Annotated in this window: 22 protein-coding genes and 4 tRNA genes; 4 read left to right on the top strand and 22 right to left on the bottom strand. The window is 42.7% G+C overall.

Annotated elements, in window-relative coordinates:
* Positions 1–11: 11 nt before the first annotated feature.
* From J4N23_RS12420 to J4N23_RS12360, 13 genes are all read right to left on the bottom strand, one after another.
* Positions 12–83, bottom strand: a tRNA-Thr gene (locus J4N23_RS12420).
* A gap of 64 nt (positions 84–147) precedes the next feature.
* Positions 148–220, bottom strand: a tRNA-Gly gene (locus J4N23_RS12415).
* A 29-nt stretch (positions 221–249) separates the two neighbouring features.
* Positions 250–333: transfer RNA gene (locus tag J4N23_RS12410), tRNA-Tyr, on the bottom strand.
* A 73-nt stretch (positions 334–406) separates the two neighbouring features.
* A tRNA-Thr gene (locus J4N23_RS12405) sits at positions 407–479 on the bottom strand.
* A 176-nt stretch (positions 480–655) separates the two neighbouring features.
* On the bottom strand, positions 656–1000 hold the full coding sequence (hpf, locus tag J4N23_RS12400; RefSeq protein WP_207427739.1) for a ribosome hibernation-promoting factor, HPF/YfiA family: 345 nt from the start codon (positions 998–1000) through the stop codon (positions 656–658).
* Between the two features lie 15 nt (positions 1001–1015).
* Complete coding sequence (locus J4N23_RS12395) at positions 1016–1897, bottom strand: tyrosine-type recombinase/integrase (protein ID WP_207427738.1); 882 nt, start codon at positions 1895–1897, stop codon at positions 1016–1018.
* Between the two features lie 71 nt (positions 1898–1968).
* Entirely contained in the window at positions 1969–2160 is a 192-nt protein-coding gene (gene rpsU / locus J4N23_RS12390; protein WP_207427737.1) for a 30S ribosomal protein S21, read from the bottom strand.
* 153 nt (positions 2161–2313) lie between these two features.
* Positions 2314–2841 (bottom strand): adenine phosphoribosyltransferase, encoded by a 528-nt coding sequence (locus J4N23_RS12385; RefSeq protein ID WP_207427736.1) that lies wholly within the window; start codon positions 2839–2841, stop codon positions 2314–2316.
* A complete protein-coding gene (locus J4N23_RS12380) occupies positions 2838–3755 on the bottom strand; it encodes a helix-hairpin-helix domain-containing protein (protein ID WP_207427735.1) in 918 nt (305 codons plus the stop codon). The genes J4N23_RS12385 and J4N23_RS12380 overlap by 4 nt, the downstream gene beginning before the upstream one ends.
* Before the next feature lie 313 nt (positions 3756–4068).
* Entirely contained in the window at positions 4069–5286 is a 1218-nt protein-coding gene (gene nhaA, locus J4N23_RS12375) for a Na+/H+ antiporter NhaA (RefSeq protein WP_207427734.1), read from the bottom strand.
* Positions 5287–5346: 60 nt separating this feature from the next.
* Complete coding sequence (locus J4N23_RS12370) at positions 5347–6399, bottom strand: outer membrane beta-barrel protein (protein ID WP_207427733.1); 1053 nt, start codon at positions 6397–6399, stop codon at positions 5347–5349.
* 59 nt (positions 6400–6458) lie between these two features.
* Positions 6459–7829, bottom strand: coding sequence for an ammonium transporter (locus J4N23_RS12365; RefSeq protein ID WP_207427731.1), 1371 nt, complete (start codon positions 7827–7829; stop codon positions 6459–6461).
* 753 nt (positions 7830–8582) lie between these two features.
* Complete coding sequence (locus J4N23_RS12360) at positions 8583–9545, bottom strand: TIGR01212 family radical SAM protein (protein ID WP_207427730.1); 963 nt, start codon at positions 9543–9545, stop codon at positions 8583–8585.
* A 140-nt stretch (positions 9546–9685) separates the two neighbouring features.
* On the opposite strand from J4N23_RS12360, the gene corA reads away from it, so the two are divergent.
* The 3 genes from corA to J4N23_RS12345 all read left to right on the top strand — a co-directional run bounded on the left by corA (position 9686) and on the right by J4N23_RS12345 (position 12431).
* On the top strand, positions 9686–10639 hold the full coding sequence (gene corA / locus J4N23_RS12355; protein ID WP_207427728.1) for a magnesium/cobalt transporter CorA: 954 nt from the start codon (positions 9686–9688) through the stop codon (positions 10637–10639).
* A 59-nt stretch (positions 10640–10698) separates the two neighbouring features.
* The gene (locus J4N23_RS12350; RefSeq protein WP_207427726.1) at positions 10699–11424 is read left to right on the top strand and encodes a DUF72 domain-containing protein; all 726 of its coding nucleotides are present in this window, start codon (positions 10699–10701) and stop codon (positions 11422–11424) included.
* Between the two features lie 125 nt (positions 11425–11549).
* Positions 11550–12431 (top strand): manganese catalase family protein, encoded by an 882-nt coding sequence (locus tag J4N23_RS12345; protein ID WP_207427724.1) that lies wholly within the window; start codon positions 11550–11552, stop codon positions 12429–12431.
* A gap of 44 nt (positions 12432–12475) precedes the next feature.
* Here the strand turns inward: J4N23_RS12345 and J4N23_RS12340 are convergent, their stop codons facing one another.
* The 5 genes from J4N23_RS12340 to dnaE all read right to left on the bottom strand — a co-directional run bounded on the left by J4N23_RS12340 (position 12476) and on the right by dnaE (position 18793).
* Entirely contained in the window at positions 12476–13009 is a 534-nt protein-coding gene (locus J4N23_RS12340; RefSeq protein ID WP_207427723.1) for a cupin domain-containing protein, read from the bottom strand.
* Positions 13010–13065: 56 nt separating this feature from the next.
* Positions 13066–13989: a DUF58 domain-containing protein gene (locus J4N23_RS12335; RefSeq protein WP_207427722.1), complete on the bottom strand. Its 924-nt coding sequence runs from the start codon at positions 13987–13989 to the stop codon at positions 13066–13068.
* A 95-nt stretch (positions 13990–14084) separates the two neighbouring features.
* Complete coding sequence (trxA, locus tag J4N23_RS12330) at positions 14085–14405, bottom strand: thioredoxin (RefSeq protein WP_207427721.1); 321 nt, start codon at positions 14403–14405, stop codon at positions 14085–14087.
* Between the two features lie 89 nt (positions 14406–14494).
* Positions 14495–15094: an outer membrane beta-barrel protein gene (locus J4N23_RS12325; protein WP_207427720.1), complete on the bottom strand. Its 600-nt coding sequence runs from the start codon at positions 15092–15094 to the stop codon at positions 14495–14497.
* A gap of 120 nt (positions 15095–15214) precedes the next feature.
* The gene (dnaE, locus tag J4N23_RS12320) at positions 15215–18793 is read right to left on the bottom strand and encodes a DNA polymerase III subunit alpha (RefSeq protein WP_207427719.1); all 3579 of its coding nucleotides are present in this window, start codon (positions 18791–18793) and stop codon (positions 15215–15217) included.
* Between the two features lie 344 nt (positions 18794–19137).
* On the opposite strand from dnaE, the gene J4N23_RS12315 reads away from it, so the two are divergent.
* The gene (locus J4N23_RS12315) at positions 19138–21174 is read left to right on the top strand and encodes an LruC domain-containing protein (protein WP_207427718.1); all 2037 of its coding nucleotides are present in this window, start codon (positions 19138–19140) and stop codon (positions 21172–21174) included.
* A gap of 139 nt (positions 21175–21313) precedes the next feature.
* On the opposite strand, the gene J4N23_RS12310 is transcribed toward J4N23_RS12315, so the two are convergent.
* From J4N23_RS12310 to tsaD, 4 genes are all read right to left on the bottom strand, one after another.
* Positions 21314–22672, bottom strand: coding sequence for a GH1 family beta-glucosidase (locus tag J4N23_RS12310; RefSeq protein ID WP_207427716.1), 1359 nt, complete (start codon positions 22670–22672; stop codon positions 21314–21316).
* 201 nt (positions 22673–22873) lie between these two features.
* On the bottom strand, positions 22874–24346 hold the full coding sequence (gene crtD / locus J4N23_RS12305; RefSeq protein WP_207427715.1) for a 1-hydroxycarotenoid 3,4-desaturase CrtD: 1473 nt from the start codon (positions 24344–24346) through the stop codon (positions 22874–22876).
* A gap of 5 nt (positions 24347–24351) precedes the next feature.
* On the bottom strand, positions 24352–24522 hold the full coding sequence (locus tag J4N23_RS12300) for a hypothetical protein (RefSeq protein WP_207427714.1): 171 nt from the start codon (positions 24520–24522) through the stop codon (positions 24352–24354).
* A gap of 1 nt (position 24523) precedes the next feature.
* A complete protein-coding gene (gene tsaD, locus J4N23_RS12295) occupies positions 24524–25525 on the bottom strand; it encodes a tRNA (adenosine(37)-N6)-threonylcarbamoyltransferase complex transferase subunit TsaD (protein WP_207427713.1) in 1002 nt (333 codons plus the stop codon).
* Between the last annotated feature and the right edge of the window lie 190 nt (positions 25526–25715).

Here is a 25715-nt window from a genome sequence, read left to right as displayed (position 1 = left end):
TTTCCTCGTTGAGCCAAAGATGGGACTTGAACCCACGACCTCTTCCTTACCAAGGAAGTGCTCTACCGCTGAGCTACTTCGGCTTTAATACTAAACAGTTAACCACTAAGGTTATTCATCCTAGTAGTTAACTGCTATTAGCTCATGAGCGGAAGACGAGGTTCGAACTCGCGACCTATAGCTTGGAAGGCTATCGCTCTACCAACTGAGCTACTTCCGCATGAACTGACAGACGTATTAAATCTGTCATGGTGGGGAGAGAAGGATTCGAACCTTCGAAGCCGAAGCAACGGATTTACAGTCCGTCCCATTTGACCGCTCTGGAATCTCCCCAGGGCTCCTTTTTTTTCGGTCTGCGAAGGTACAACTTAAATTGATTAACGCAAACTAAAATTTAAAAATCTTGAGCCTCCTATCGGGATCGAACCAATGACCTACTGATTACAAGTCAGTTGCTCTACCAGCTGAGCTAAGGAGGCTTTTCGTAGTTTTTAATCTATCGAAAACGATATGTTTAAAGAACGATTCTTTCAAAGAACAACCTCTCCGAAAGGGATTGCAAATCTACAAAAAATAGATACGCGTCAAAATTTTTTTAAAAAAAATCCGACTGCTAGTAAACAGTCGGACTTTTTATCTCCTTTATATTGATCAGCTACGCAACTGCGTAGGCCATTGAAAGTTCGTATTTATGCTGGCTTACTCTGTTCCGCAGCTTCGACTTATACCGATCTACCTGGCGTCTTAGCGACTCCATTGCCAGGTCCGTTGCTTCCTCAAAGGTTTTACACTGCTCCTTAACGAATAATTGACAGCCCGGCAGCGCCACTTTGATCTCCGCAATTTTATTTAATTCATCCTCTGCTTTTTCCAACCGTAAATAAACCTGCGCACTAATCACCTGATCGAAAAATTGATCAAGCTTGTCTGCTTTTCTCTGAATAAAGGCTAACAACTTCTTGTCAGCATCGAAATGGATGGATTGAATTCTTACTTTCATTTTTCCTCCTTGTTTTTAAGCTTTTGGATGTGCTTGTTTATAAATTGATTTTAATCTCTCAACTGAGTTATGAGTATAGACTTGAGTCGCTGCTAAACTTGCATGGCCGAGTAATTCTTTTATTGCATTCAGATCAGCTCCGTTGTTCAGCAGGCTTGTAGCAAAGGAATGCCGTAAGACGTGAGGACTCCTCTTTTGATTAGTTGTGATACGAGCCAGATGCTGTCGAACTATTCTGTAAACCAGCTTCGCGTAGGCGGCCTTTCCTTCATTTGTTACGACAAGCAAGGCGGAAAGGTTCTCGAAATTTTGCTGTTTTTTTTCTTTTAAGTAAAACTCAGTTAGCTCTGCCAGGGATTTATTAAGAGGCACGATACGCTCTTTACTCCTCTTTCCAAAGATTTTAATTTGCTGTTTGTAAAAGTCAACATCCGAATCCTTAATGGTTAAAAGCTCTGACAGCCGAATACCGGTTCCAAATAACAACTCGATCACCAGCCGGTCTCGCAACCCCGCAAAACCCTCCTCAAAAGAAGAGGATTGATCAAGAAGCGACCCTAGCTTGATACCATCAACTACCGAAGGCAAACGCTTTGGCACTTTCGGGGCTTTAATATGAAGGGTTGGATTAGTGCTTATCAGATTTTCCCGTTGTAAGAACTTGTAGAAAGTCCGCAGGGTCGATAACTTCCTGCTAATTGTCTTTGGATCGGTATCAGCTTCCATCAAAGAAACAATCCATGACCTGATCTCCTGATGAGTAGCGGTATCGTAGTTACAGTCGGTTGAAGATAGAAATTGGTGGAACTGAAGCAGATCAGTTTTATACCCGTTGAGGGTATGCATGGAGAAACGTTTTTCGTACTGAAGATAATTAAAAAAACGCTCTATAAACATGAAAACCTATTTATATATGACAAAAGCAATATACAAATAGGTTTGATATAATAAAATGATTTATTAAAAATCTATACTGTCTCCTGGTTGAGAGTTTGTTTATAAACCGCCTTCTTAACCACGTTACGACGAGCTACAGATTTCTTCTCGAAAGCCTGACGGCTACGTAGTTCTCTTAATACACCTGTTTTCTCGAATTTCTTCTTGAAACGTTTTAGGGCTTTATCTAATGATTCGCCGTCCTTTACGTTGATAATGATCATGTTCTATATACCTCCTCTCAATTTTTTAAGGACTGCAAATTTAAGTAAATTATTCATAATCAAAACACTTGTTTTTATTTTTTTGAGTATAAAGGAAGAAGTAAAGAAAACGAAACAAGACGTAGGAATTGATAGTAGCTTTAAAACATAGGATTAATAATTTGTTAAGGTCACTATATTAGGTGAAAACGTTCTCAATCGCTCGTCGCCATTTAGAAAATCCAGACCGACTACAAAACAATAGCCGGAGACAGCCCCCCCCAACTCTTCGACCAACTGGGCGGTGGCTGTTGCTGTGCCTCCCGTAGCAAGTAGATCATCATGGATCAGGACTTTTTTCCCCGGCTCAAAGGCATCCTGATGAATTTCGATAGTAGCAGCACCGTATTCCAGTTCGTAGGATTTACTGACTGTTTTAAACGGTAGCTTTCCTGGCTTACGAACTGGAATAAACGGGACGCCCAGTCTGTTAGCTAGCATTAAACCAAACAAGAATCCACGGCTTTCTATTCCGGCAACAACGTCAATTTCCCAGCCCCCTACCCTGGCAGCAAAAGAGTCCAAAATTTCGGTACATAAAACTGAATCCTTAAAAATTGGGGTAACATCTTTAAAAATTATTCCTGGTTTGGGAAAATCGTGGATATCCCGGATTACTCTCTTTATCTTCTCGCTAATCATTTGAAATCTAAATACGGTTCAATTTTACGCAAAATTACATCATCAAGTACCCCAATCTTACTCAAATCTTCGAGAGATCGGAAGGCTCCGTGTTGTTTCCGGTACTGCAGAATAGCGTTCATTTGCCGATAGCTCAAGTAGGGAAACTTTTTAAATTCCTCGAAGGTGATAGCGTTCAACCTTAATTTGACGATGTCACTCCTGTTTACCTCAATATTTGCTTCAAGGTTTCGATACTTTGCCGAGTCCAGACCATAAACTTCCAGCAACTGCTCCTTCTTGTGGAAGCCCCCCAGCCGGTTCCTATACTTGATAATACGAGCCGCAAAGGCGGGGCCAATACCGTTAAGACTTTCCAAAGCGGCGGAGTCAGCTGAGTTGAGTTCAACGATTCGCAAGGGTTTTTCCTTTTTGTTCGCCCGAGTCCCTGAAACAAACTGAGCATACGACTCTTTGTCAGCGATAGAAATATAGGGAGACAGCCGCTCATAATCGGCCGGGCTAATAGAATAGATCTTTCTAAGATCCTCCTTTTTATAGAACCGCCCTCCTTTAGATACGTAGTTTCTGACTACCCTAACTTGTCGCTGAGAAAGGCCCAATTTGTACCAGCCCTCTTCAGTGAGCGTATTAGGATCAAATGGAAAATAAACAACTGACGGGGCTCTTGTATCCGTTGCTGCAAAACCGACCTTCCTTGAATAGTTAAATTTTTGGTCCTGAACTTTTTTCGCAGAGGCTCTAAAATCTGAGATTTCCTTTGCAAAGTCGGCATAATAAAAAACCTGCGGCGGATTGAGCCAGGCGTCTATCTGCGGGAGAAATGCAACAAAAACAAGTAATAGACAAAAGACAAAAAGTCCCTTTAGCTCTTTCTTGGTGAATGAAACCCCTCTTTTAAAATTTTCAAACATAAGGTTTATAGTTTCACAAATAAGGTTTATGGTGATAATAAAACATGATGACGGGTTCGGAGCCTACTCACTGCGACACGTTCATCTTGTAGGATTTAAGTTATAATAAAGCTAGTACTTTTAGCTGATAACAAGAATAGAATTAAGAAAGCAGAAAAGATTGAACCCGAAGAGATTGAAGAACGCCATACTGCTAATGAGTAAGCAGTTGCACAGTCACTTGTTAGGAAGATATCCGGTAAAGCAAATAAAAAAAGAAGGGGGCAGCCTCGCGCTGTACCCCCCTTCACAACACTAAACCAAAATTAGTATCTTAAATATTTTTCAAGCTAAGGCTAACTTCAGTCTTGCCTTCCCTGGTTGAGACAGTAGCTGCCACTGACTTTTTCTCCACGAAGAGAAACATGAGATAACTGACTACCACTGAGCATACCATACTTATTAAAATTGCTATTTTGGCTGCATCCTTATACGCATCAGCAGCAAAGGCAAGGTTGGTAGTAAAAATGGACATCGTAAATCCAATACCAGCTAAAGTTCCCATGGCGAAAACCTGATTCCAGTGAATCTTTTTCGGCAATGCCGCTACTTTAAGCATCACGAGCACTTTACTAAACAGGTAAATTCCAAGAGGTTTTCCCAGCACCAGTCCCAGCATAATTCCAATACTCACAGAACTCCCTATAGTAGATGCAACGTTTTCGGGCAGTAGAATTGCTGTATTCGCAAGTGCGAAGAGTGGTAAAATCAGAAAGTTAACGGGCTTATGGATTACTCTCTCGATTGCAGGCAGAACGTTCGAAGGCATTGCAAAAGCAACGAGAACTCCGGCTATACTCGCCTCTATTCCCGCTTTAAAAATAGTAAACCAGAGAGCCAGTGATAAAATAATCTGCAATGGAACAAAAGCCGACTTTCTAGTACTTACAGCAAGCAGCATTAGGTAAACGATGACGCTCAAACCTAAAAACATCCAACTGACATTACCACCGTAAAATACCGCTACAATCACGATCGCCCCAAGGTCGTCGATAATGGCAAGTGCCATCAGAAATACTTTCAGGGCGTTCGGAACGCGTTTGCCAAGCAAGGAAGCAATACCGAGGGAAAAGGCTATATCGGTTGCCGTTGGAATTCCCCAACCTGCTGCAAAAGGCGAGTTGACATTGAAGGCTACATAAATTAAAGCTGGCACGACCATGCCGCCAAGAGCAGCTGCTACCGGCAGAATCGCCTTTTTAAACGATGAAAGTTCTCCAGTTAATAACTCCCGCTTAATTTCCATCCCCGCAAGGAGAAAAAAGAAAGACATTAAAAAGCCGTTAATCCATTCGCCAAAGTTCGCCGGAAGCGATAAACTGTGAAGCTGATGACTCTCAGCCAACCAAAATCCCCTGTACTGATCACCGCTTGCAGAGTTCGCAAGAAGAATAGATAGCAGGGTTGACAGAATTAAAAGGATTCCCACGGTACGGGAGTCTTCCATCAGGGCCTTTAGCGGATTAAACGTTCTTTTTATGATTCTCTTCATCTTTTCTATATCATCGACAAATAAGTGAAAGCTGACAGTTGTCAGCTTTCAGTAATGTTATTAGAAAGCGTATACTAATGCAAGTGAAAACTGGGAAGCAGATTTAGTAGCAGAGCCATTCTCTTTCATGAACTGGCTTACACTTGAATTGTCTACTCTGAATTCAGGGATAAAGGTTAAGCCTCCTGATTTTAAGTTACCAGACACGGTTAAAGAAGTAACTGACTCGCCGGCATCCGCGCCAATCATATCTGCACCTGTCTTAGCCTTAAAGTATTCGCCTCTTAAGCCCAGAGCAAAACCTTCTGTAACTGAAACCTGAGGATATAAAGCAATACCGCTGTAACCGCCACCGTCATTCACCAAGCTATAGTCTGCTGCATTCAGTCCTAGTTTGAATTTATCTGTAATCTGATAAGCAGTGGTCAAATCAACCACGGTACCTGAAGGATATCCGGTTAATAAATTCAGGTAGGCGTTCCATCCTTCTACCGGAGCCAGAGACAACTGTGCACCAAACGTAGATACGCCGAATGAAGGGTTAGCACTATAAACATTCCAGCTGTCATTGAACAGACCTACCATTAGGCCTACTTTATCGGTAAAAGCGAAATTTGCTTTCACTCCGGCATTTTGGAATGGACCATTAGTGAATAGATAGGATGTAGAGTAGTTAAAATTTCCCACGGGAGAGATCACTTCATATCCAACGAAAGTACCCATGTAACCAGCAGTCATTGAAAAACGATCAGTAAAAGCGTAAGTAGCATACAGGTTTTGGATGTGGAAGGAGTTGAAACCATTTCCTTCACCATAAGAATCATCAGAATTTGGAAGCGACTGATATTGTCCCCTTGGCCCGAAGGATACCTCTCCTACAAAAGAAGCTTTTCCCGTAGTTTTACGTAGTGCAACATCGATCATCCCAATGGATACTGAGTTTTGATCGCTTACGAAACTTGTTGGAATATTCGAAAATCCGGAGAAATCGTATTTGTAATAAGCGTCTACAGATCCGCTTATTTCCAGTGGTGAAGAAGTAGACGTAGTGTCTTGTGCTTGAGCGTAAGTTGTGCCGGCAATGGCTGCGATTGCTAATAGTTTTTTTAACATTGTTTCTAATTTTGATTGTTAAATAAGGCTTGTATTGTTGATTGAATGATCGTGATAAACTAGACGAAAGCTTCTTCTTCTACTTTTCCTGCTGATTTTGCTTCAGCTGTTTCAAGTGTTAATACTGCAGGAATAGAGTAGGCATCAATTCCGTGCTCGTATTTATCAAGACCTTCTACTTCTTCGTTCTCTGATACTCTGATTCCGACTGTGTATTTCAATGCGGCGAAGATGACAAAGGCAGCTATGAAAGACACTGCGCCGTAAATGGCCACACCTTGAAGTTGAACCATGAAATCTTTTCCTTCGCCCCAGATACCAACAGCCAGTGTTCCCCAAACCCCACAGAAAAGGTGCACGGGTACCGCCCCTACCACATCATCCAGCTTTAGTGCGTCAAGTAATTTTACCGCAAGTACTACGATGAAGCCAGCAACTAGCCCGATAATGATTGATTCTGCAGGAGTAATGACATCAGCACCGGCAGTGATACCTACTAAACCAGCCAGAATACCATTAAGCGCCATTCCGAAGTCATACGTTTTATTAACAAAGTAGGCTAGCAGAACCGCAGCAACAGCTCCTGCACATCCCCCAAGGGTGGTATTGACTAAAACAAGAGAGGTAAGGCCGGGATCAGCAGAGAGCACAGATCCTCCGTTGAAACCAAACCACCCCAGAAATAAAAGGAAGGTACCAGCAGTAGCTAATGGTAGATTCGAAGCAGCAAATGACCTTACTTGCCCGTTTACGTATTTGCCTTTCCTTGCTCCTAAAAGAATGATACCTGCTAAAGCAGCCCAACCACCTACAGAATGAACCAAAGTGGAACCTGCAAAATCATGGAAACCCATATCATTCAGAGCACCGTATCCCCATTTCCAGCTTCCGGCAATAGGATAAACTAATCCTACAAAGATTAAGGTGAAAGTCATATAGGCGCCGAACTTAATGCGCTCAGCAACTGCCCCGGATACTATTGTTGCGCAGGTAGCAGCAAACATCGCCTGAAACAGAAAGTCTGTCCAATAAGTATAACCTCCGTTCGCATAGTCGGCTGTATTTCCGTTTTCTGGCGCAGTAAGACCAAATCCAGAAAAACCAAACCAACTGTGACTACCCGCTTCAAAGCCCGGATACATTAGACCAAAGCCAACCAGCGCATAAATAAGAATTCCAATTACAGGAGTTATAGTGTTTTTGAAAAGGATATTTACCGTGTTTTTTGTCTGCGCAAATCCAGCCTCAACACTTGCAAAGCCAAGGTGCATAATAAATACCAAAGCGGTCGACAACATCATCCAGATGTTATTGCTTGTAAGCATTGCATTTGCGATTTCAGCTGCTGCTCCTCCCTCCTCAACTGCTGCGAGAATGGCAGCTGTCGGAAGATTTCCTGAGATCTCGAATACCGAAGTTAAAATTTCCATAATTTTTTCTGGTTTTTAGTTGTTAAACAATCATTATTTACGATTTATCGACCAAAAAGAGACCGATTTTTTATTTTTTATACTATTTCGTATGATTTGATGATAAAATTAGGAACAAAAAATTAAAATCAAAGCACTTTTAATAAAAAAAGTAAAAATAATACTAAAAATATCAGATAAAGCATGGAAACTAACCCAAACAAGCCTAAAAAATCATTACAAAATCACAACAAACCAAAAAATTTATAGGAAAATCAACGAATTTAATGCAAAAAACAATAAGAAACTCACAAACTAAAGACTAGACACACCAAAATAAAGCTTCAACGACTCGAATTGAGAGAAGTAATAAGAAAGGAATAGGAGGCGATGGCTATTTTCTCGGCACTCTTCAATCTGAAAAAAATCTCACCTCCTTCAGCGAGATTTCGATAACCAGTAAGAGATCAACCGATAGATCAAGGATTGATAGTGACTTAAGTGCTCCCTTTCAGGGGATTTTTGTTGAGCGGAGAAGGAAAACAATTGTAACGAAGAGGACCTGTTGTTGATGAACAGAAACGCGATACGACCTGATACACCGAACACCACCTGCGGGTAACTGAAAACCGAAGACTACTGGGCGTTATCCTCTATCATAGCCTACCTTTCGGCTCTATTGGAGAGGCGTCCAACAATTTTTTATCGAGAAAAAAAGGAATCTGGGATATTCAGCTATAGAAGCAGAATATTCAGCGAATATCCGCGGGAATGTTAGGAATGAACAAGACTTTGATAAGCAGCGCCCTGTACTACGCCTTGCCTTTCCAGCTCTTTGTCGATATAGGTTTGAATCTCTGCCTTTTTCAGTCCCCAGTTCGGAGCAATTAAAAGATCATAGTCAGAGATCCCGAACAAGCGCTGAATAACGATATCAGGACGAAGCAGAGGAATAAACTCTGCCAGGAAGTTAGTATACTCCTCTAAAGAAAATACATGAAAAGGATCACGCTTGTATTGCACGCCCATTATTGAACCCTCAACAATGTGTAAATGATGCAACTTCACAAACTTAATTTGCGGAAAACGATTGATCTCATGAACATACCGCAACATCATCTCCTTAGTTTCCCAGGGAAATCCAAAAATAGTATGAACACAGACATCCAAAGGTGAGGTTCTTACCAGGTTAAGTGCTACTTCAAGCTCTTCATGAGTACAGCCCCGATTTATTTTTGACAGGGTTTCGTTATAGATGGACTCCATCCCCATTTCCAAATCTACATCCAGTCCTCTCTCACGATAACTTTCTAAAAGAGCAACCTTTTCGGCATCAATACAATCTGGACGAGTACCAACAGACAAGCCTACTACGTTCTCAGGGGCAATACTTAAGGCCTCGTCATACATCATCTTTAAATAATGTACTGGAGCATAGGTATTAGTGTTGGGCTGAAAATAAATGATAAACTTCTCGGCTGCATAGCCCTTAATAGCCCGCTCCATACCTTTTTCTATTTGTTCCCGGATAGTTGGGCCCTTACGGGAAAGTTCAGGGGTAAAAGAATCGACATTGCAATAAGCGCATCCGCCATAACCTTTGCTTCCATCACGATTCGGACAAGTGAAACCACCGTCAACAATTATTTTAAATACGCGTTTTCCCTCATACTTCTTCTTCAGGTATGCACCATAATAATTATAAGTCTTGAATCCGAAATCAACAGGTGTACCCATTATTATTTATTTAGAAGGAAAAACACTACTCGTTACCAGCGTAGCTGCAAAGATAGGAAAAGCGCGAGGCTAACCGAAGGAAACAGAGAGAAGCGACTCTTTTTTACCGTTTTTAGATTTTCTTTTTACTTTTAACCGATATGCTGCGAATTTATTACAAAAAGGACAAGAGATTAGCAAAAGAAACTGAGCTGGAGGAACTGCGGGAAATCCCGATGGAAAGCCTGATTTGGGTAGATCTTCAGAATCCTACTGTAAAAGAAAAAGCAACCATAGAAACCTACTTCGACATCAAGTATTCCTCTGAAGAGAAATCTCAGGAAATTGAGAGTTCATCCCGCTTCAATGAAATGGAAGACGAGCTTATCATCAATTCTAACTTCTTGTCGATACGTGAAAAGGGATTTGAATACTGTCCTGTATCCATCATCATAGAAAAAGGGATATTATTTACCTATCGGGATGACGATTTGAAAACCTTCGGAGAATCTGTTAAAAGGATAAAGGCTAGTCCAGGGTCTTATTCCAACGGCTTCCAAATTTTACTAACAATCTTGGAAACCGCGATTGATCAGGATGCCGACCTTATTGAAGGCTTGGCCAAAAGGATTGCCGAACTTAACCAGCAACTTACCTTGAGAAAAAGTCGTTCGGATGAAGAGATACTTATAAAACTATCATCTTTTCAAAATGAGACGATGTCCCTAAGGGAAAATATCATTGACAAGCAACGCCTGATTTCGGCCCTGATGAAAAGCAGCACGTTTCCCGAAGAATATATGGGAGTGCTCCGAATCATGATTAAAGATATCAGCTCCCTTCTGGAGCACAATAAATTCGCGTTCGAGCGCCTCGAATACTTGCAGGACACTTTTATGGGATTTGTAAATATTGAACAAAACCATATTATAAAAATATTTACGGTTGCAACAGTAGCCTTTATGCCCCCTACACTTATCGCGAGCATTTACGGAATGAACTTTCGGCTTATGCCTGAGCTCGAGTGGCAGTATGGATACGCCTTTGCATTGCTTCTGATGATCCTGTCATCAGCAATCACCCTCATTTTCTTTAAGAAGAAGAACTGGCTATAACTGAGCGCAGTCTTTGAGGATAAACAGAGAGTCCTTTCATCTGTTATCCTTAAAACTATATGACAGATTGGTACGTAGGCTGCTCGGGCTTTCACTACAAGCACTGGCGGGGAACATTCTATCCTGAAAAATTGCCAAGTACTAAATGGTTCGACTACTACTGTCAGCACTTCAATACGCTTGAACTAAACGTCACCTTTTACCGCTTCCCGCGATTGCCGGCCATGAAAAACTGGCATGATATAAGTCCAGCCAACTTTCAATTTGCAGTAAAAGTCCCAAAGGCGATTACGCATTTTAAACAGTTCAATGGAGTAACGGGGATGTTATCCGACTTTTACCGAACTACCCGAGAGGGTTTGCAGGACAAACTTGGATGTGTTCTATTTCAGATGTCGCCAAGATTTATATACAAGGAAGAACGTCTCGAGAAAATATTGAGCAACCTTGACAACTCCTTTTTGAATGTGCTCGAATTTCGTCACCCAAGCTGGTGGAACGACACGGTATACCAAGCCCTTGCTTCAAACAATATCAGTTTTTGCGGGATGAGCCATCCGGAATTACCGAGAGAAGCAATCATAAACACGCCCTTGTTTTACTACCGGTTTCATGGAGAAAACGAGCTCTACGGCTCAAACTACCCCCAAGAACAACTGAAAGATTTCGCCCAGTCGATTACTGCAAGAACAGAGATTCAGAAAGCATTCATCTTTTTCAACAACGATATAAACACCTTCGCACCTATCAACGCGCTCCACCTGAAAAGCTTGATGCCGGGTTAAAAAAGACAAAAGCATACGCAAGTTTCTTTCACTATAGAACAATTTTAAAAATGTTAAACATACGCTTATAAGCCCTGTTAGGTGATTGATAATTAACAAATTGTCCACTTAAAATCATCTACACTATGTTTTATCATGACAAGAGACTCCAGTACAAAGTACGGGTCGAAAAACCAAATCCTCAATTTGCGAGACTGCTACAACAAGCCATTGGCGGAATTGAAGGTGAAATACGGGTCTGCCTTCAGTACCTCTTTCAAGCCTGGGGAAATCGCGGTCCTGTAAAATACAGAGACATGCTATTGGAAACAGGGACGGAGGAGATTTCCCATATCGAGATGCTATCGACCGCTGTAGCGTTAAACCTGGAAGGCGCTTCGGGCAATATGGTAGAAAAAATGGTTAAAGAAAACCCGGTAGTTGGAGAAATCATGGGAGGAATGGACCCTCGCCATTATCTTTCAGCAGGTTTAGCAGCCATGGCTACAGATGCAAACGGAGTTCCTTTCAACGGATCGTGGGTAGTAGCAAGTGGAAATCTGGCAGCAGACATGTATGCAAATGTTATGGCCGAATCAACAGGACGTGTACTGGCGACTCGTCTTTGGAAGTCTACAGATGATCCTGGCATGAAAGACATGCTGGCCTTCTTAATTGCTAGAGACACTATGCACCAAAATCAGTGGCTGGCTGTAATTGAAGAGCTAGGAGGAATGAATGGCGTGCACCCTATTCCGAACAGCTTCCCTCAGACTGAAGAAAATCAAGAATTCAACTATTCATTTGTTTCTACTGATATAAGTGGAGACCCCTTGACCTACGAGGGCTCGCGCTGGACAAATGGAACGTCTGTTGATGGCAAGGGCGAATTCACAGTAGTTAAAGCTCAGCCTGTAGGAGAGGAACCAAAATTAGGAGCACCCGCACCTGAAGGCTTCGCACAGACAGAACAGATGATGAATAACGATGGGATCCTAGGGACCCTAAGCGATATGGTCAGTAAATAAATTGAGAAAAGCGTTGTTTGTGTAAAAACAACGCTTTTTTTATCCTACAAAGTCCAACTCTCCAAAACAGGCCCCTCCTCTCCATATACAGGATCAGAAGTTGGAACAGGGACCTGAGGTATACTTCTCAATGCCAGATCTAACTCTTCTTCCTTCCCGTATTTCAGGTCATAATCGGCACCTTCAGGATAGGCACCAACACAAAGAAAATCCTCTGAACTTTTAGAATTTCTGTGACTGACACCTGCCGGAATTACCAACACATCGCCTCGGGTAAGTTCGATACAAACACCAGCAGGGCCACCAAGAATCACGTCAGCTGTACCTCTTGTAACTGCCAGCACCTCATGCGTAACACTATGATAGTGGTCATAGTCATAAACACCCCCCTTCCAGCCATTCGTCCAGTTGTTCTTACTAAAAAGATCGAGAATGAAATCCCCCCCTTCATCCGGATGTAGCCGGAGCGCTCCTTTATATATGATTACCGGGAGCTTAGGGTTATTGGGGATAGAGCCGTCCTGCTCTAGAATATGTTTGGTAATGTGTCCGTGTATTACTTCTGGAATGTTGTTCATGTCGTCTGTATAAAACAGATAAACAACTAAAGCATCAGAAATGATTTGCCCAAGCTTTAAATCATCCTATTCCTTTTTATAAGGTAAGAATGTAGAATTTGGTAGAAGCCAGCGTTTATGTCTGCATCAATAAGATCAATATTAAACTGGGCGCACTTTAACTTTAACTCCTTCCGAAACGCTAACACGGATTCCTGGTACTTCTCCTTCACTTGTAAGGGATTCACCTTCAGTTCTTCCCCGCTCTCGAGATCTATAAAATGGTAGGGGCGATTCTCGAACTCAAAGTTCAATTCCCGCTTAAAATCAAGCACATTAAAAACTATCACCTCGTGTTTATTATACTTCAGATGCTGCAGGGCAGAAAAGACGTCATTGAGTGCCCGATCATCTGATGCATATTCGAGCATATCGCTAAAAATGATCACTAAAGATCGCTTGTGAATAAGCTCCGCAATTTCATGCAGAGCGGACGCTACAGCAGTCTTATCGCCAACGCTCTCCTTATTTATCAAGTTTTCCAGCTCCGAAAAGAGGTATTTCTGATGAACCGTTGTTGATTTAGCAGAGGTGGAAAGGTCAAGTTTATCGGAGAAACAGCTCAACCCAAACGCATCCCGCTGTTTTTTAAAAAGATACATCAGAGCCGCAGCAGAGTAGATTGAAAACAGGAGCTTGTTGAAGCCTTTTTCAGGGTAATACATGGAAGAAGAGACATCCAAAACCAGCTGACATCGAAGATTGGTTTCTTCTTCGAATCGCTTCACAAACATTTTATCTGTACGACCATACAGCTTCCAGTCAATGTTTTTCACCGATTCGCCGCTGTTATAAAGGCGATGCTCAGCAAACTCTACTGAGAATCCGTGAAATGGACTTTTATGAAGACCTGTGATAAAACCTTCAACTACTTGCCGGGCCAGTAACTCCAGGTTACCGAAATCCTGCAGATCTTTATATGCGTTTAAATCAGGTAGCATAAGCGACAAGTTACGAACGATTTTACAAAAGCCTTTAAACTAAAAACTCCATCCGCTTTTGACGAATGGAGTTCATTGTATTTAAATATTATTTGTTATGCTAATTGCTTGCTTAATTTGTCAGCAAGTACTGATTTCGGCACCGCTCCGATTTGCTTATCTACAATTTCTCCATTTTTGAAGAATAGTAAAGCTGGAATATTACGGATACCAAATTTCATGGACACTCCAGGATTATGATCTACGTTTACCTTCCCAACAATCGCTTTGCCTTCATACTCCTTGGAAAGCTCTTCAACTACGGGACCAACCATGCGACAAGGACCGCACCACTCTGCCCAAAAGTCGATAAGAACTGGTTTATCTGATTTCAGCACTACTTCATCAAAGTTTGCGTCTGTGATTTCTAAAGCCATCGTTATAAAATTTAATTTTTCAGTATTTCAAATTTACATATACAATAACCTTACCACAAATCCAGCAAGACAATCTGACAGGGATATGATTAAAAGAGGAAGTAGATATTGAAGCCGAGGTTATCCAAGTATTTCGTAGTCGAAAAATTAAATGACGTGGTAGTTTGCCTTCCTCCTCCCACCTGCTTCTCCGACGAGAGACTGAGCTCTGTTCCAATCAACTGGGTCTCAATAGCAAATCTTTTAGAAAGAAATAGCCCTAAACCACCGTTTGCTGCGAGGGAGTAGCTATTGGTCTTGAATGTCGAAGACCCACTATTATTGTACTCCTCCTCCCGAGAAGCACGTAAAACGCCGCCTGATCCTTCAATAAACCCCAATAATTTACCCACTATAGGATAATACTTCCCGTAGCCTGTGGAGATAGAATAAGCATTGCTCTGAAGTTTACTGATCGCACTTTCGTAATCCTGCTTCGAGTAATGTGCTGAGGCTCTTAATTTAACGTTGTCCCTAATAAACTTCCCGTAGTTAAGTGAGACATTAAAGCCATCTGACTCTTGCCTAGAACCTGCTGGCGTTTGAGTGTGGAAGCCACCACCAAACCCAATCGCATTAGTACCTTTAGTTTGAGAGTTAGCACAAAAAGTGCATGCAGCAAATAGCGCTGTGAGGAATAGATTTTTCATAAAAGTTATCTAAGTGTGTGTTTTAATTACAGGAGTAAAGGTTGTAATTAAAACACACACCGTAAATAGCTTTAACATTTTTTAAGATTTAACTGCTAGTTAATCAGAAGACTCCAACTACTAGTTCAGTCTATAGGTGATGTTATTCAACTTATGGAGATTCTCCAGAAACTCATTGCTTGGAAAGATCTTCAAATTTTTTGACGGCATTTCAATAGCGATCGTTTCTTCCTTCTCCCTGTCAAAAATGGTAAACTTCAACTGACAATTCCGCTGCGGGTTCTGTTCTACGTTTACACGGATGATTTCATCCAGCTCTTCAATGAAAGTAGTGGTAAGCTCCTGCAGGGGCAACTGAATGGTAAGGCTCTTAGACATCTTATCGCGCAACTCAGAAAGGAGAGTTATCTGCGTGATTTTAAACTCCCAGTTATCTTTCTGTTTGAACCGTTCAGTGATTGACCCTCTAATCTGTACAAAGTAGCCATCGGTGAAGAACTGTTTTAATTTCACATAGTCTTCTCCAAACAACACCAATTCAAATGAGTCGGAGTAGTCTTCAAGAACCATTGCACCGAAGGGCTTACCCGTCTTAGTGGTGCGGTGTTGTGCATTGGATACGAGGCCGCCAATAACAAGCTCCCTATTTTTTATTTTCGCAAACTCTTCTGCGTCATCCGGGGCCAGCTCACCACTTTTCGCCTTATTCATCAGAATAAGATGCTTTACCTGATGAGAGCAGAAATTATCTAATTCAAATTTATAATTATCAAGAGGATGGCCGGTAAGATATATTCCGATCATATCCTTCTCGTATTTGAGCCTTTCAATTAATCCCCAATCCGGGCATTCGGGAAGTTGAGGTTCGGCGATATGTGCATCGGAAGTGCCGCCAAACAGAGATACCTGAGAGGTATTTAGGCTGTTCTGATAATCACTGTTATACTTAATCAGCTTTTCAATTCCATTGAGCATAGCTCCATCCTGTTTGAAAAAGAACTGTGCCCGGCTGAGGCCGAAACAATCAAACGCACCGCTGTACACCAGATTTTCATAAACTTTCTTGTTTACGGTCCGGGAGTTTACCCTTTTCGCGAAATCACAAATATCTACGTAGGGGCCGTTTGCGTTCCGCTCTTCAATAATACTTTCAACCGCCTTCTCTCCCACTCCTTTGATACCTGACATACCAAAGCGGATTTCACCCTTTTTATTGGTACCAAAACTCAACTGCGACTCATTAATATCCGGTCCCAAAACCGGAACTCCCATTCGACGACATTCTTCCATGAAGAAGGAAATCTTCTCGATATTGTTCTGGTTATTCAATACCGCAGCCATGTATTCGGAAGGGTAATGAGCTTTCAGATAGGCAGTTTGATAGGCTACAAAGGCATAGCAAGTGGAGTGCGACTTGTTAAAAGCATAAGAGGCGAAAGCTTCCCAGTCAGTCCAGATCTTCTCCAATTTCTTTTCATCGTGCCCCTTCAGTTTGGCATTTTCAATAAACTGCGGCTTCAGCTTATCCAGCGTCTTCCTGTCTTTCTTTCCCATCGCCTTCCGCAGCACGTCGGCATCGCCCTTGGTAAAGCTAGCCAGCTTCTGCGACAGAAGCATCACCTGCTCCTGGTAGACCGTAATACCGTAGGTATCGGCCAGATACTCTTCCATGTCGGGCAAGTCGTAACTTACTTCCTCCCGACCATGTTTACGGGCAATGAAGTTAGGGATGTACTCGATCGGCCCCGGACGATAGAGCGCGTTCATGGCAATCAAATCCTCGAACTTATCGGGTTTTAACTCGCGGAGATACATCTGCATCCCGTCACTTTCAAACTGGAACGTACCATTGGTATCGCCCCTCTGGTATAATTCGAACGTTTTCTCGTCGGTGAGAGGAATATAATCTATATCGATTTCAACGCCATGATTCTTTTTAATCATCCGCAGGGCATCCTTGATAATGGTCAAGGTTTTCAAGCCCAGGAAGTCCATTTTGATAACGCCGGCATCCTCAATAACCCGACCGTCAAACTGAGTTACCAGAAGGTCCGAATCCTTTACCGTGGCAACGGGAATGATATTGGTAAGGTCATCGGGCGCGATGATGATACCAGCCGCATGAATACCTGTATTCCGGATAGATCCTTCCAGCTTTTCCGCTTCCTGCAGAACTTTGGCGCGAGCATCGTTGCCTTTCAGGATTTCCTGGAGCTCTGGAACTTGTTGAAAGGCTTCCTTTAAGGTAATTCCCAGGGTATCCGGTACAAGTTTTTTCAGTTGAGCAACCTCAGACAAGGGAACATCCAAAACGCGGGCAACGTCCTGAATACTCGTACGCGCCGCCATCGAACCATAGGTAATGATCTGCGCCACCTGGTTTTTGCCGTACTTATCCACCACGTAATCAATAACCTTCTGCCGACCTTCGTCATCGAAGTCAGTATCAATATCGGGCATTGACTTACGATCAGGGTTAAGAAAACGCTCAAACAGGAGGTTGTATTTAATCGGGTCGATATTGGTGATGCCAATGCAATACGCTACCGCAGAACCAGCGGCTGAACCACGACCAGGACCAACAAACACACCTAAATCCCTCCCTGCTTTTATGAAGTCGGATACAATCAGAAAGTATCCCGCGAAACCCATTATTTTAATGGTATTCAATTCAAAGTCGAGACGTTCCTGAACATCAGGGGTGATTTCCTTATACCTTTCCCGGGCTCCCGTCATTGTCAAGTGACGCAAGTACTCCCACTGGTTCAACACATCATCTGGGTGAATTTTAAACTCGGGCGGGATAGGGAAGTTAGGCAGCAGTATATCTCTCTTTAACTTGAGATGCTCTACCTTGTCGACTATCTCATTCGTATTATCGAGTGCCTGTGGCAGGTCATGAAATAGCTGAGCCATTTCAGCCTGAGTCTTAAAGTAAAACTGATCATTCGGAAATCCGAACCGATAGCCCTTTCCTCCCTCCTCGTCGGTTGCAATAGGGGTACTTTGCATATCTCCTGTGTTTACACAAAGCAGGATATCGTGCGCATTGGCGTCCTGTTGATCCACATAATGGGAGTCGTTTGAACAAATGATCTTTACATTATACTTCTTTGCAAACTTCAGCAACACATGGTTCACTTTTTCCTGGTCAGGAATTTCATGTCGTTGCAATTCAATGTAATAGTCTTCTCCAAACAAGTCGAGCCACCATTTAAATTCAGCTTCTCCTTCCTCTTCTCCTTTTTTCAGTATGGCTTGCGGAACCGAAGCCCCGATACAGCAGGTAGTAGCTATCAGCCCTTCATGGTACTTTAGAATAAGTTCCTTATCGATGCGAGGCCACTTACTATAGAGACCTTCCATGTAGCCCAGGGAACATAATTTAATGAGGTTCTGATAACCCTTCGGGTTCTTTGCCAGGAATAGCTGATGACATCTGACATCCTTGTTTTCCTTGGTAAACTGCTTTTTATGCCGATCTTCCACCACATAAAACTCGCAACCTACAATCGGTTTCACATTATGCTTTGCAGCTTCGGCAACAAATTTAAACGCCCCAAACATATTACCGTGGTCGGTAATTGCTAAAGCTTTCATGCCATCAGCAGCAGCTTTTTTGTAAAGCTTCGATATATCTGCAGCTCCGTCGAGCAGTGAAAATTGCGTATGTACGTGTAAATGAGAAAATTCCGGCATCAGCTAATCAATCAATAAAGACAAACCGAATTTACCCAAAATTATTATCAGTACGGTAGGTGTTGAAAAGTTAGGAATGACAAAAGCGAGGGGAATGAACTCCACAATCCACCATCTGTTTCCCCACCCTGCTACTCAAATCTCCTCAACTTCAACAAGCAAGCAGCTTATTCTGAACACTTTCGAACTGGAACATCATTTGAATAGATAGATTGCTCTCCTCTCAGAACTTTCGTTCTGTGCGAAACAACGCGTCTTACAATTTCTTTTGACAGGCAACCTTTCAATAGAAATGCAGTATACAGAGAATTTATAGTCAAAACGTTCAAAATCCTAATATCAACATGAAACACTTTTCCCCAATAGTGATTCTACTGGCGGCCCTTAGCTTGGTTGCTTGTAGAAAGACGCCTGGAGATGGAACCGACCCGAACATACATAAGGTTGCTCCCGACGGCTTCGACTATGCAACTTCAAAAAAAATTGACGTCAATGTTCGCTTACTGTCCAGCAAGAACGAACCTTTAAAAGGTGTGGTGCTAAGCATCACCTCTCCAAAATCTGGCGAGACGCTTGTTAGCGGGGCTAGTGACGCTCAGGGCTATGTAAAAACATCTGTAAACATCCCTTCGTATCTGGACACCGTTTTAATTGAGCCCAATTATGTAGGTCTGATCAGTAAAGTTCAGGCACTGATAAAAAATGGCAGCGTAGAGTGTGTTATTGGCGGCTCGGAAGGTTTAAGTGGCAATGTCGTGATGGGCGCAGTAGCGAGCAGCGGCGAATACCGCGGCAAAAATCTGATCACCACTTTAGCTACCAGCTATTCTTATATGGGTACGCATGACAATAACGGGCGTCCTAACTATCTAAGTACGCCGGGAGAAGTAAGTTCTGCTTTCTTATCCTACCTAAACGCTTCGCTACCGGAGAGAAAAGACGTGAGAAATCACCACCCTGAATACATCGACCAGGATGCCGCTCAGCATTTAAATATTGTTGCCAACTCTGACGTGTACATCACCTTCGTTTCTGAAGGCGCTGATTACCAAAATGCAATTGGCTATTATACCTATACTACGGGCAATCCTCCTAGGAACAAAAACGATGTTGGCAATATCAAATACATCTTCCCGAACTCGTCGGCTCTAGGCTCGGGAGGTGGGCTAAGATCTGGTGACCGAGTTAAAATAGGAACTTTCCCTGCAGGTACCTCTGTTGGCTTTGTGCTTCTATCTGATGCATGGCAATCTTCCAGCAGAACGGTAGATAATGACGCTTTGAAGTTCTATTCCCATAAAAGTCTAAATCCTGAACCAGGCGGCAACCTGGAAGTACATACGGTTCTGTTGAACTACAAACCCGAAAACCTGTTTATCATTGGTTTTGAAGACATCAGAAGAGATCAAAGCTCTTGCGACCATGACTTTAATGATGTCGTATTATATGCTAGCTCAACTCCTGTAAATGGGATATCTGCAGACAAAGTTATAGAACTTGATATACCTAACGACAGAGACAATGATGGCGTAAACGATACGTTTGATCAGTTTCCAACCGATGCGAGCAAGGCTTATATTAACTACTTTCCTTCTAAAGACAAATGGGGCACCTTTGCATTCGAAGATAACTGGCCAACAAAAGGGGATTACGACGTCAATGACCTGGTAGTGAATTATCGGTACACCATGATCTCTAATGCAAACAACCTGGTTGTGGAGATGAACGCAGACTTTGCCCCGGTTGCTGCTGGCGCATCTTATATGAACGGCTTCGGTGTGCAATTCCCGTTTGCTGCTTCAGATGTAACTTCAGTAACAGGACATAAGTTTATTAATAACTATATCAGTCTTAATAGTAACGGGACTGAGGCGGGACAAAGCAAAGCAGTTATCATTCCATTTGATAACCACGAGGCTTTAATCAAAAACTTTGCTGGAGCTTACTTCATTAACACGAAGGAATCGATGCCAAAAGTGACTGGAGACACTGCAAAAATGGTTATTAAATTAAAATCTCCGATGACGACAGCTAAACTTGGCAATGCACCATTCAATCCGTTCCTTATCAGCAATATGAGAAGGGGATACGAAATTCACCTGCCAGGATACGCTCCAACGGATAAAGCCACTGCCTCACTATTTGGAACAATGGATGACAGCTCAAAACCTGCAACAGGCAGATATTATTTATCGAAAGAAAACGGTCCGTGGGCACTAAGCTTTACAGAAACATTTAAGTACCCTTCAGAACTTAATGCCATTGGCGATGCCTATTTCCATTTCGCAGAGTGGGCTAGCTCTGGCGGCACACTCTTTAGCAACTGGTACACAAACAGTGACACAGGCTATCGCGACCAGTCGAAAATTTATTCGAAATAGCGGTTTTAAATTTTAATAAAAAAGGGTCTGAGCTGAAGCTTAGACCCTTTTTTTGTGAAACTTTAATTTGTTTTTAGCGGCCACAAAGAACCTTCAAACTATTTTCATCCTCCGTTTGTGAGCTCTGCTCATGAAGGTTTTATTGCTGTAGCAATGCTTTGTACCAAAGGCCTGAATCCTTCACCACCCGTTGCTGTGTTTCGAAGTCAACGTATATCAGACCAAACCTGGGATGATAGCCTTCAGCCCACTCGAAATTATCAGTCAAGGTCCACACGAAATATCCGTCAACACTAAAACCCTCTTTCTGTGCTCGTAGCACCTGACGCAAATTCTCCTCTATGTATTTCTTCCTCTTCTCGTCAGCCACCCTACCGTCTTTCAAAATATCAGGAAAAGCAGCACCATTTTCTGTGATGATCAATTTTTTGATATTGCTATAGGAGTTGAACTTTTTTATCATCTGATAAATGGCTTCAGGATAAACTTCCCAACCCATTTCCGTAAGCGGCACCTTTCTCTTTTTTGCTGCAACCAGCCTCGCTCCGATATAGGGCGTAAAAAAAGAGGAAGTCACAATTTCGCGGGTGTAATTCTGTATTCCGATAAAATCGAAGTCAAAAGACATTCTTTCCTCGTCGCCTGATCGCATGTATTTCTCCAACTTCTTCAGAACAGGCAAGTCATCTACTGGATAGCCCAAGCCAAGTATAGGCTCAAGAAATAATCTATTTAGAAGAGCGTCAGCTCGCTTTGCCGCCGCCAGATCCCTTGCCCCACTGGTTGCAGGTTCCACATAAGAGCACGAGAAAGTTGTTCCGACATTCGCCTGGGGAGCTAGTTGTTTCACCACCTTGCCACCCGCGGCCATGCTCAAAGTTGCGTGGTGAATAGCAGGAAGGAAGTTTTTCATTCCCGTCCGGCCGGGGGCATGGATCCCAAAAAAGTAACCAGCGCCGGTAAAAACCGCCGGTTCATTCATAACCATCCAGTTGGTCACCCGATCGCCGAAACTCTTAACACATAGTGCAGCATATTCGGAGAACCAGTCAACTACCTCTCTGTTAGTCCAGCCGCCCTTTAGTTCGAGTTCCTGCGGTAAGTCCCAGTGATACAAAGTAACCCAGGGCTCTATCCCGGATTCCAAACAATAGTCAATGATCCTGTTGTAATAATCAATTCCTTTTTGATTAACAGTGTTGGTCCCTGTCGGTAAAACTCTTGACCAGCTGATGGAAAAGCGAAAATTGGGGATACCTAAATCCTGAACTAACTGAATGTCGCCTTTGAAACAGTTATAAAAATCACAGGCAACGTTGCCATGCTGTCCCTTTTTTACTTTTCCCTTTCGGGAAGTAAAAACATCCCATATGGACAAGCCTTTCCCGTCTACGTCGTGGGCTCCTTCAATTTGGTAAGCTGCAGTAGAAACTCCCCACTTAAAATCCCGGCCAAACTGTTCCCTTGCCAGCCTATCACTATTACTGTCGTTAATCATGAAGTATTATCTCTGCTACGCTGCAATGTCGGCAAAAGAAATAATATTAGTGAAGAAATGACGATTGGAGAGCTCTCAGCACCAACCAGTTTTTGAAATGCCGAAAAGCGTTGAATAAATTGAGTGTCATAGTGTAAGATTTTATTAAACAAAAATCTTACTAAAGCTTTAACTGACGATGTACCTACTGTTATTAAAGTATTAATTTTTGCCGTCTGCAACTAGTTGAGAAACAATGCGGGCCGAAAGAAGTGCTAATGGAATGCCTCCTCCGGGATGAACGCTTCCCCCAACAAAATACAAATTGGCAATTTTAGATGAGAAGTTTGGATGGCGGAAAAAAGCTGCAAAACGACTATTGGAACTTGTCCCGTATAATGATCCCTGATAAGAATAGGTTTTAGACTCGATACTTCGTGGATCCAGTAGAGCTTCACATGCAATAAGGGTCCGAATATCTTCCTTCAAAATCCTGCTTAACTTTCTTATGATGTTGTCTCTTGCTTCCGCAATCAACAAGTCCCAGTTTTGCCCGGAGTTCGAAGGGACGTTAATCATCACAAACCAGTTTTCCTCGTTTGGGGGAGCATCTGCAGCGTTATATTTCGAACTGATATTTAGATAGACAGTTGGATCGTCATAAATACTTTTTTCGTTCCAGATGTGCGAGAATTCCTTCTGATAATCCTCACTAAAGAAGATGTTATGCAGATCGAGCTGTGGAAACTGCCTCCGGATACCCCAGTAGAAGATCAGAGCGGAGCTGCTTCTTTCCTGCGCTAACACTTTCGCTGGAGCTACTTCGTGGTTGAGAAGTTTCTTATAGGTAAACCAGACATCCATATTGGACACTACCAGGTCCGCCTTTCTCTCTCGTCCATCAACCACAACTCCCCGAACACTTCGCTTATCAACCAATATCCGCTCGACGGGAGAATTATAATTAAACTGAACCCCTAATTCAGTAGCTAGCCTGACCAGGCTTTGGACAATGGCATACATGCCACCTTCCGGGAAATAGGCCCCGAAATGCTGCTCGAGATGAGGAATAACATTAAGAGTCGCTGGAGCCTGGTAGGGATTGGAGCCGTTATAGGTAGCGTATCTGTTGAAAAACCGCTGCGTCTTGCTATCGCGAAACCTGCTTGCATTCGCCGCGTTCATACTACGCAGAGAATCTATTTTCCCAACCTTTAGGAGAGAATGAAGGGTCTTGGTGTTGAGGTACGTGCTCAATTTGTGCAACGACCGCTCGAGGAACACATGGTGAGTTATGTTGTAAATTTCCTCCGACTTCTGCAAAAATGCCTCTACTGCTTCCTTTGAATCAATTGTTTTGGCTGCTATTTCGCTCGTAAATCTGTCTCTGTCTGCCCAAGCCGTAATAGCAGTCTCATCTTCGTAGAAGTAGTTACATATGCGTTCTAGCTTTTGATAATTGAAATATTCGCGAGGATTTTTTCCCGCAAGGGTAAACAGCTCATCTACATAAAAAGGCATGGTAAACAAGCTGGGACCAGCATCGAAGCGAAAATCCTTTAGTAGAAGTTCAGATAGCTTTCCACCAGGCTGAGCGTTGGCTTCAAACACCTCCACTTGCATCCCCTGCAGGGCTAAGCGGATAGCTGCTGCTATTCCTCCAATGCCTGCACCGATTACTATCGCCTTAGCCATAGAAGCTACTTACCCCGGTTCACAATAGAAGCAACTATTATCGCAAAGACAACCAGCACTGCGATAACCAGGGCGCCAATTTTTCGCTTGTCCTTATCCTTCCAGATGATGGAAAAGATAAATACTAACAGAGGTATTACAAAAACAAGGGCAAAAAGTATTGTTACAAAGCTCATACTAAAAACTCATCCTTGCCAGCGGCGCAATATCCTGTCCGACAAAGTCTTTCTTTAAAAATTTATGATACCCGGCGATGGCAATCATGCCGGCATTATCTGTACAGTATTGAAAAGCAGGAATGAAAACACGCCATCCGTATTTCACAGCCGCCTCTTCCAAACTTTTCCTCAATCCTGAATTGGCAGACACTCCGCCTGCAATCGAAACATCTTTAATTCCATATTCTCTTGCGGCCCGCTTTAACTTACCCAGCAGTATAGTTATGATGCGATGCTGAACGGAGGCACAGATATCGGCGATGTTATTCTGCAGAAAGTTCGGATCCTCTTTCTGTCTGTCCCGAATGAAATATAGAATAGACGTTTTCAAACCACTAAAGCTGAAGTCGAGTCCGGGAATTTGAGGCTCCGGAAACTGAAAGGCTTCGGGATTCCCCTCTTTCGCATACTTATCAATCAGCGGCCCACCAGGATAAGGCAGGTCCAATATTTTTGCTGTCTTGTCAAAGGCTTCCCCTGCAGCGTCGTCCGTGGTTTGCCCCACGATTTCCATATCAAAGTAATCCCTTACCAGCACAATCTGCGTATGTCCTCCGGAGACTGTCAGACAGAGAAAGGGAAAGTCGGGCTTGGGGTCGTCAATAAAATGGGCTAAAATATGCGCCTGCATGTGATTAACTTCCACCAGGGGAATATTGTTAGCGAGGGCAAAAGCCTTAGAAAAGGACGTTCCTACCAAAAGTGATCCTAATAGGCCAGGCCCCCTCGTAAATGCAACTGCATCAATGTCTTTTTTCCTTATTTTTGCGGATGAAATTGCATCCTCAACCACCGGAATAATGTTCTGCTGGTGCGCGCGGGAGGCAAGCTCCGGCACTACTCCACCGTATTTTTGATGGACAGCTTGAGTTGCTATAATATTTGACAAGATTTTTCCGTCTTTACATATAGCTGCGGAAGTTTCATCACAGGATGATTCGATTGCAAGGATGGTAGCCAAACCGGAAGTATTTTAATTTGTTTTTATTCTTTAAAACGCAAAATTATTAAAAAAGCTCTTAAAATAACTCTTTGGACTTTCGTAGCGATCCTGCTGCTGTTTGCTGCCTTTTTATTGGCGCTGCAGTTTCGGCCAGTACAAACATTTGTCGCAAAGAAGGTTGCAAAATATTTATCTGAAGAGCTCAATA

The organism is Pedobacter sp. SYSU D00535, assembly GCF_017355855.1.
GTDB lineage: Bacteria > Bacteroidota > Bacteroidia > Sphingobacteriales > Sphingobacteriaceae > Desertivirga.
This window is presented reverse-complemented; position numbering and strand designations above follow the sequence as displayed.

Coding starts and splice junctions, on each gene's coding strand:
- hpf (WP_207427739.1), bottom strand. CDS start 1,000: ATGAAAGTAAGAATTCAATCCATCCATTTCGATGCTGACAAGAAGTTG.
- J4N23_RS12395 (WP_207427738.1), bottom strand. CDS start 1,897: ATGTTTATAGAGCGTTTTTTTAATTATCTTCAGTACGAAAAACGTTTC.
- rpsU (WP_207427737.1), bottom strand. CDS start 2,160: ATGATCATTATCAACGTAAAGGACGGCGAATCATTAGATAAAGCCCTA.
- J4N23_RS12385 (WP_207427736.1), bottom strand. CDS start 2,841: ATGATTAGCGAGAAGATAAAGAGAGTAATCCGGGATATCCACGATTTT.
- J4N23_RS12380 (WP_207427735.1), bottom strand. CDS start 3,755: ATGTTTGAAAATTTTAAAAGAGGGGTTTCATTCACCAAGAAAGAGCTA.
- nhaA (WP_207427734.1), bottom strand. CDS start 5,286: ATGAAGAGAATCATAAAAAGAACGTTTAATCCGCTAAAGGCCCTGATG.
- J4N23_RS12370 (WP_207427733.1), bottom strand. CDS start 6,399: ATGTTAAAAAAACTATTAGCAATCGCAGCCATTGCCGGCACAACTTAC.
- J4N23_RS12365 (WP_207427731.1), bottom strand. CDS start 7,829: ATGGAAATTTTAACTTCGGTATTCGAGATCTCAGGAAATCTTCCGACA.
- J4N23_RS12360 (WP_207427730.1), bottom strand. CDS start 9,545: ATGGGTACACCTGTTGATTTCGGATTCAAGACTTATAATTATTATGGT.
- corA (WP_207427728.1), top strand. CDS start 9,686: ATGCTGCGAATTTATTACAAAAAGGACAAGAGATTAGCAAAAGAAACT.
- J4N23_RS12350 (WP_207427726.1), top strand. CDS start 10,699: ATGACAGATTGGTACGTAGGCTGCTCGGGCTTTCACTACAAGCACTGG.
- J4N23_RS12345 (WP_207427724.1), top strand. CDS start 11,550: ATGTTTTATCATGACAAGAGACTCCAGTACAAAGTACGGGTCGAAAAA.
- J4N23_RS12340 (WP_207427723.1), bottom strand. CDS start 13,009: ATGAACAACATTCCAGAAGTAATACACGGACACATTACCAAACATATT.
- J4N23_RS12335 (WP_207427722.1), bottom strand. CDS start 13,989: ATGCTACCTGATTTAAACGCATATAAAGATCTGCAGGATTTCGGTAAC.
- trxA (WP_207427721.1), bottom strand. CDS start 14,405: ATGGCTTTAGAAATCACAGACGCAAACTTTGATGAAGTAGTGCTGAAA.
- J4N23_RS12325 (WP_207427720.1), bottom strand. CDS start 15,094: ATGAAAAATCTATTCCTCACAGCGCTATTTGCTGCATGCACTTTTTGT.
- dnaE (WP_207427719.1), bottom strand. CDS start 18,793: ATGCCGGAATTTTCTCATTTACACGTACATACGCAATTTTCACTGCTC.
- J4N23_RS12315 (WP_207427718.1), top strand. CDS start 19,138: ATGAAACACTTTTCCCCAATAGTGATTCTACTGGCGGCCCTTAGCTTG.
- J4N23_RS12310 (WP_207427716.1), bottom strand. CDS start 22,672: ATGATTAACGACAGTAATAGTGATAGGCTGGCAAGGGAACAGTTTGGC.
- crtD (WP_207427715.1), bottom strand. CDS start 24,346: ATGGCTAAGGCGATAGTAATCGGTGCAGGCATTGGAGGAATAGCAGCA.
- J4N23_RS12300 (WP_207427714.1), bottom strand. CDS start 24,522: ATGAGCTTTGTAACAATACTTTTTGCCCTTGTTTTTGTAATACCTCTG.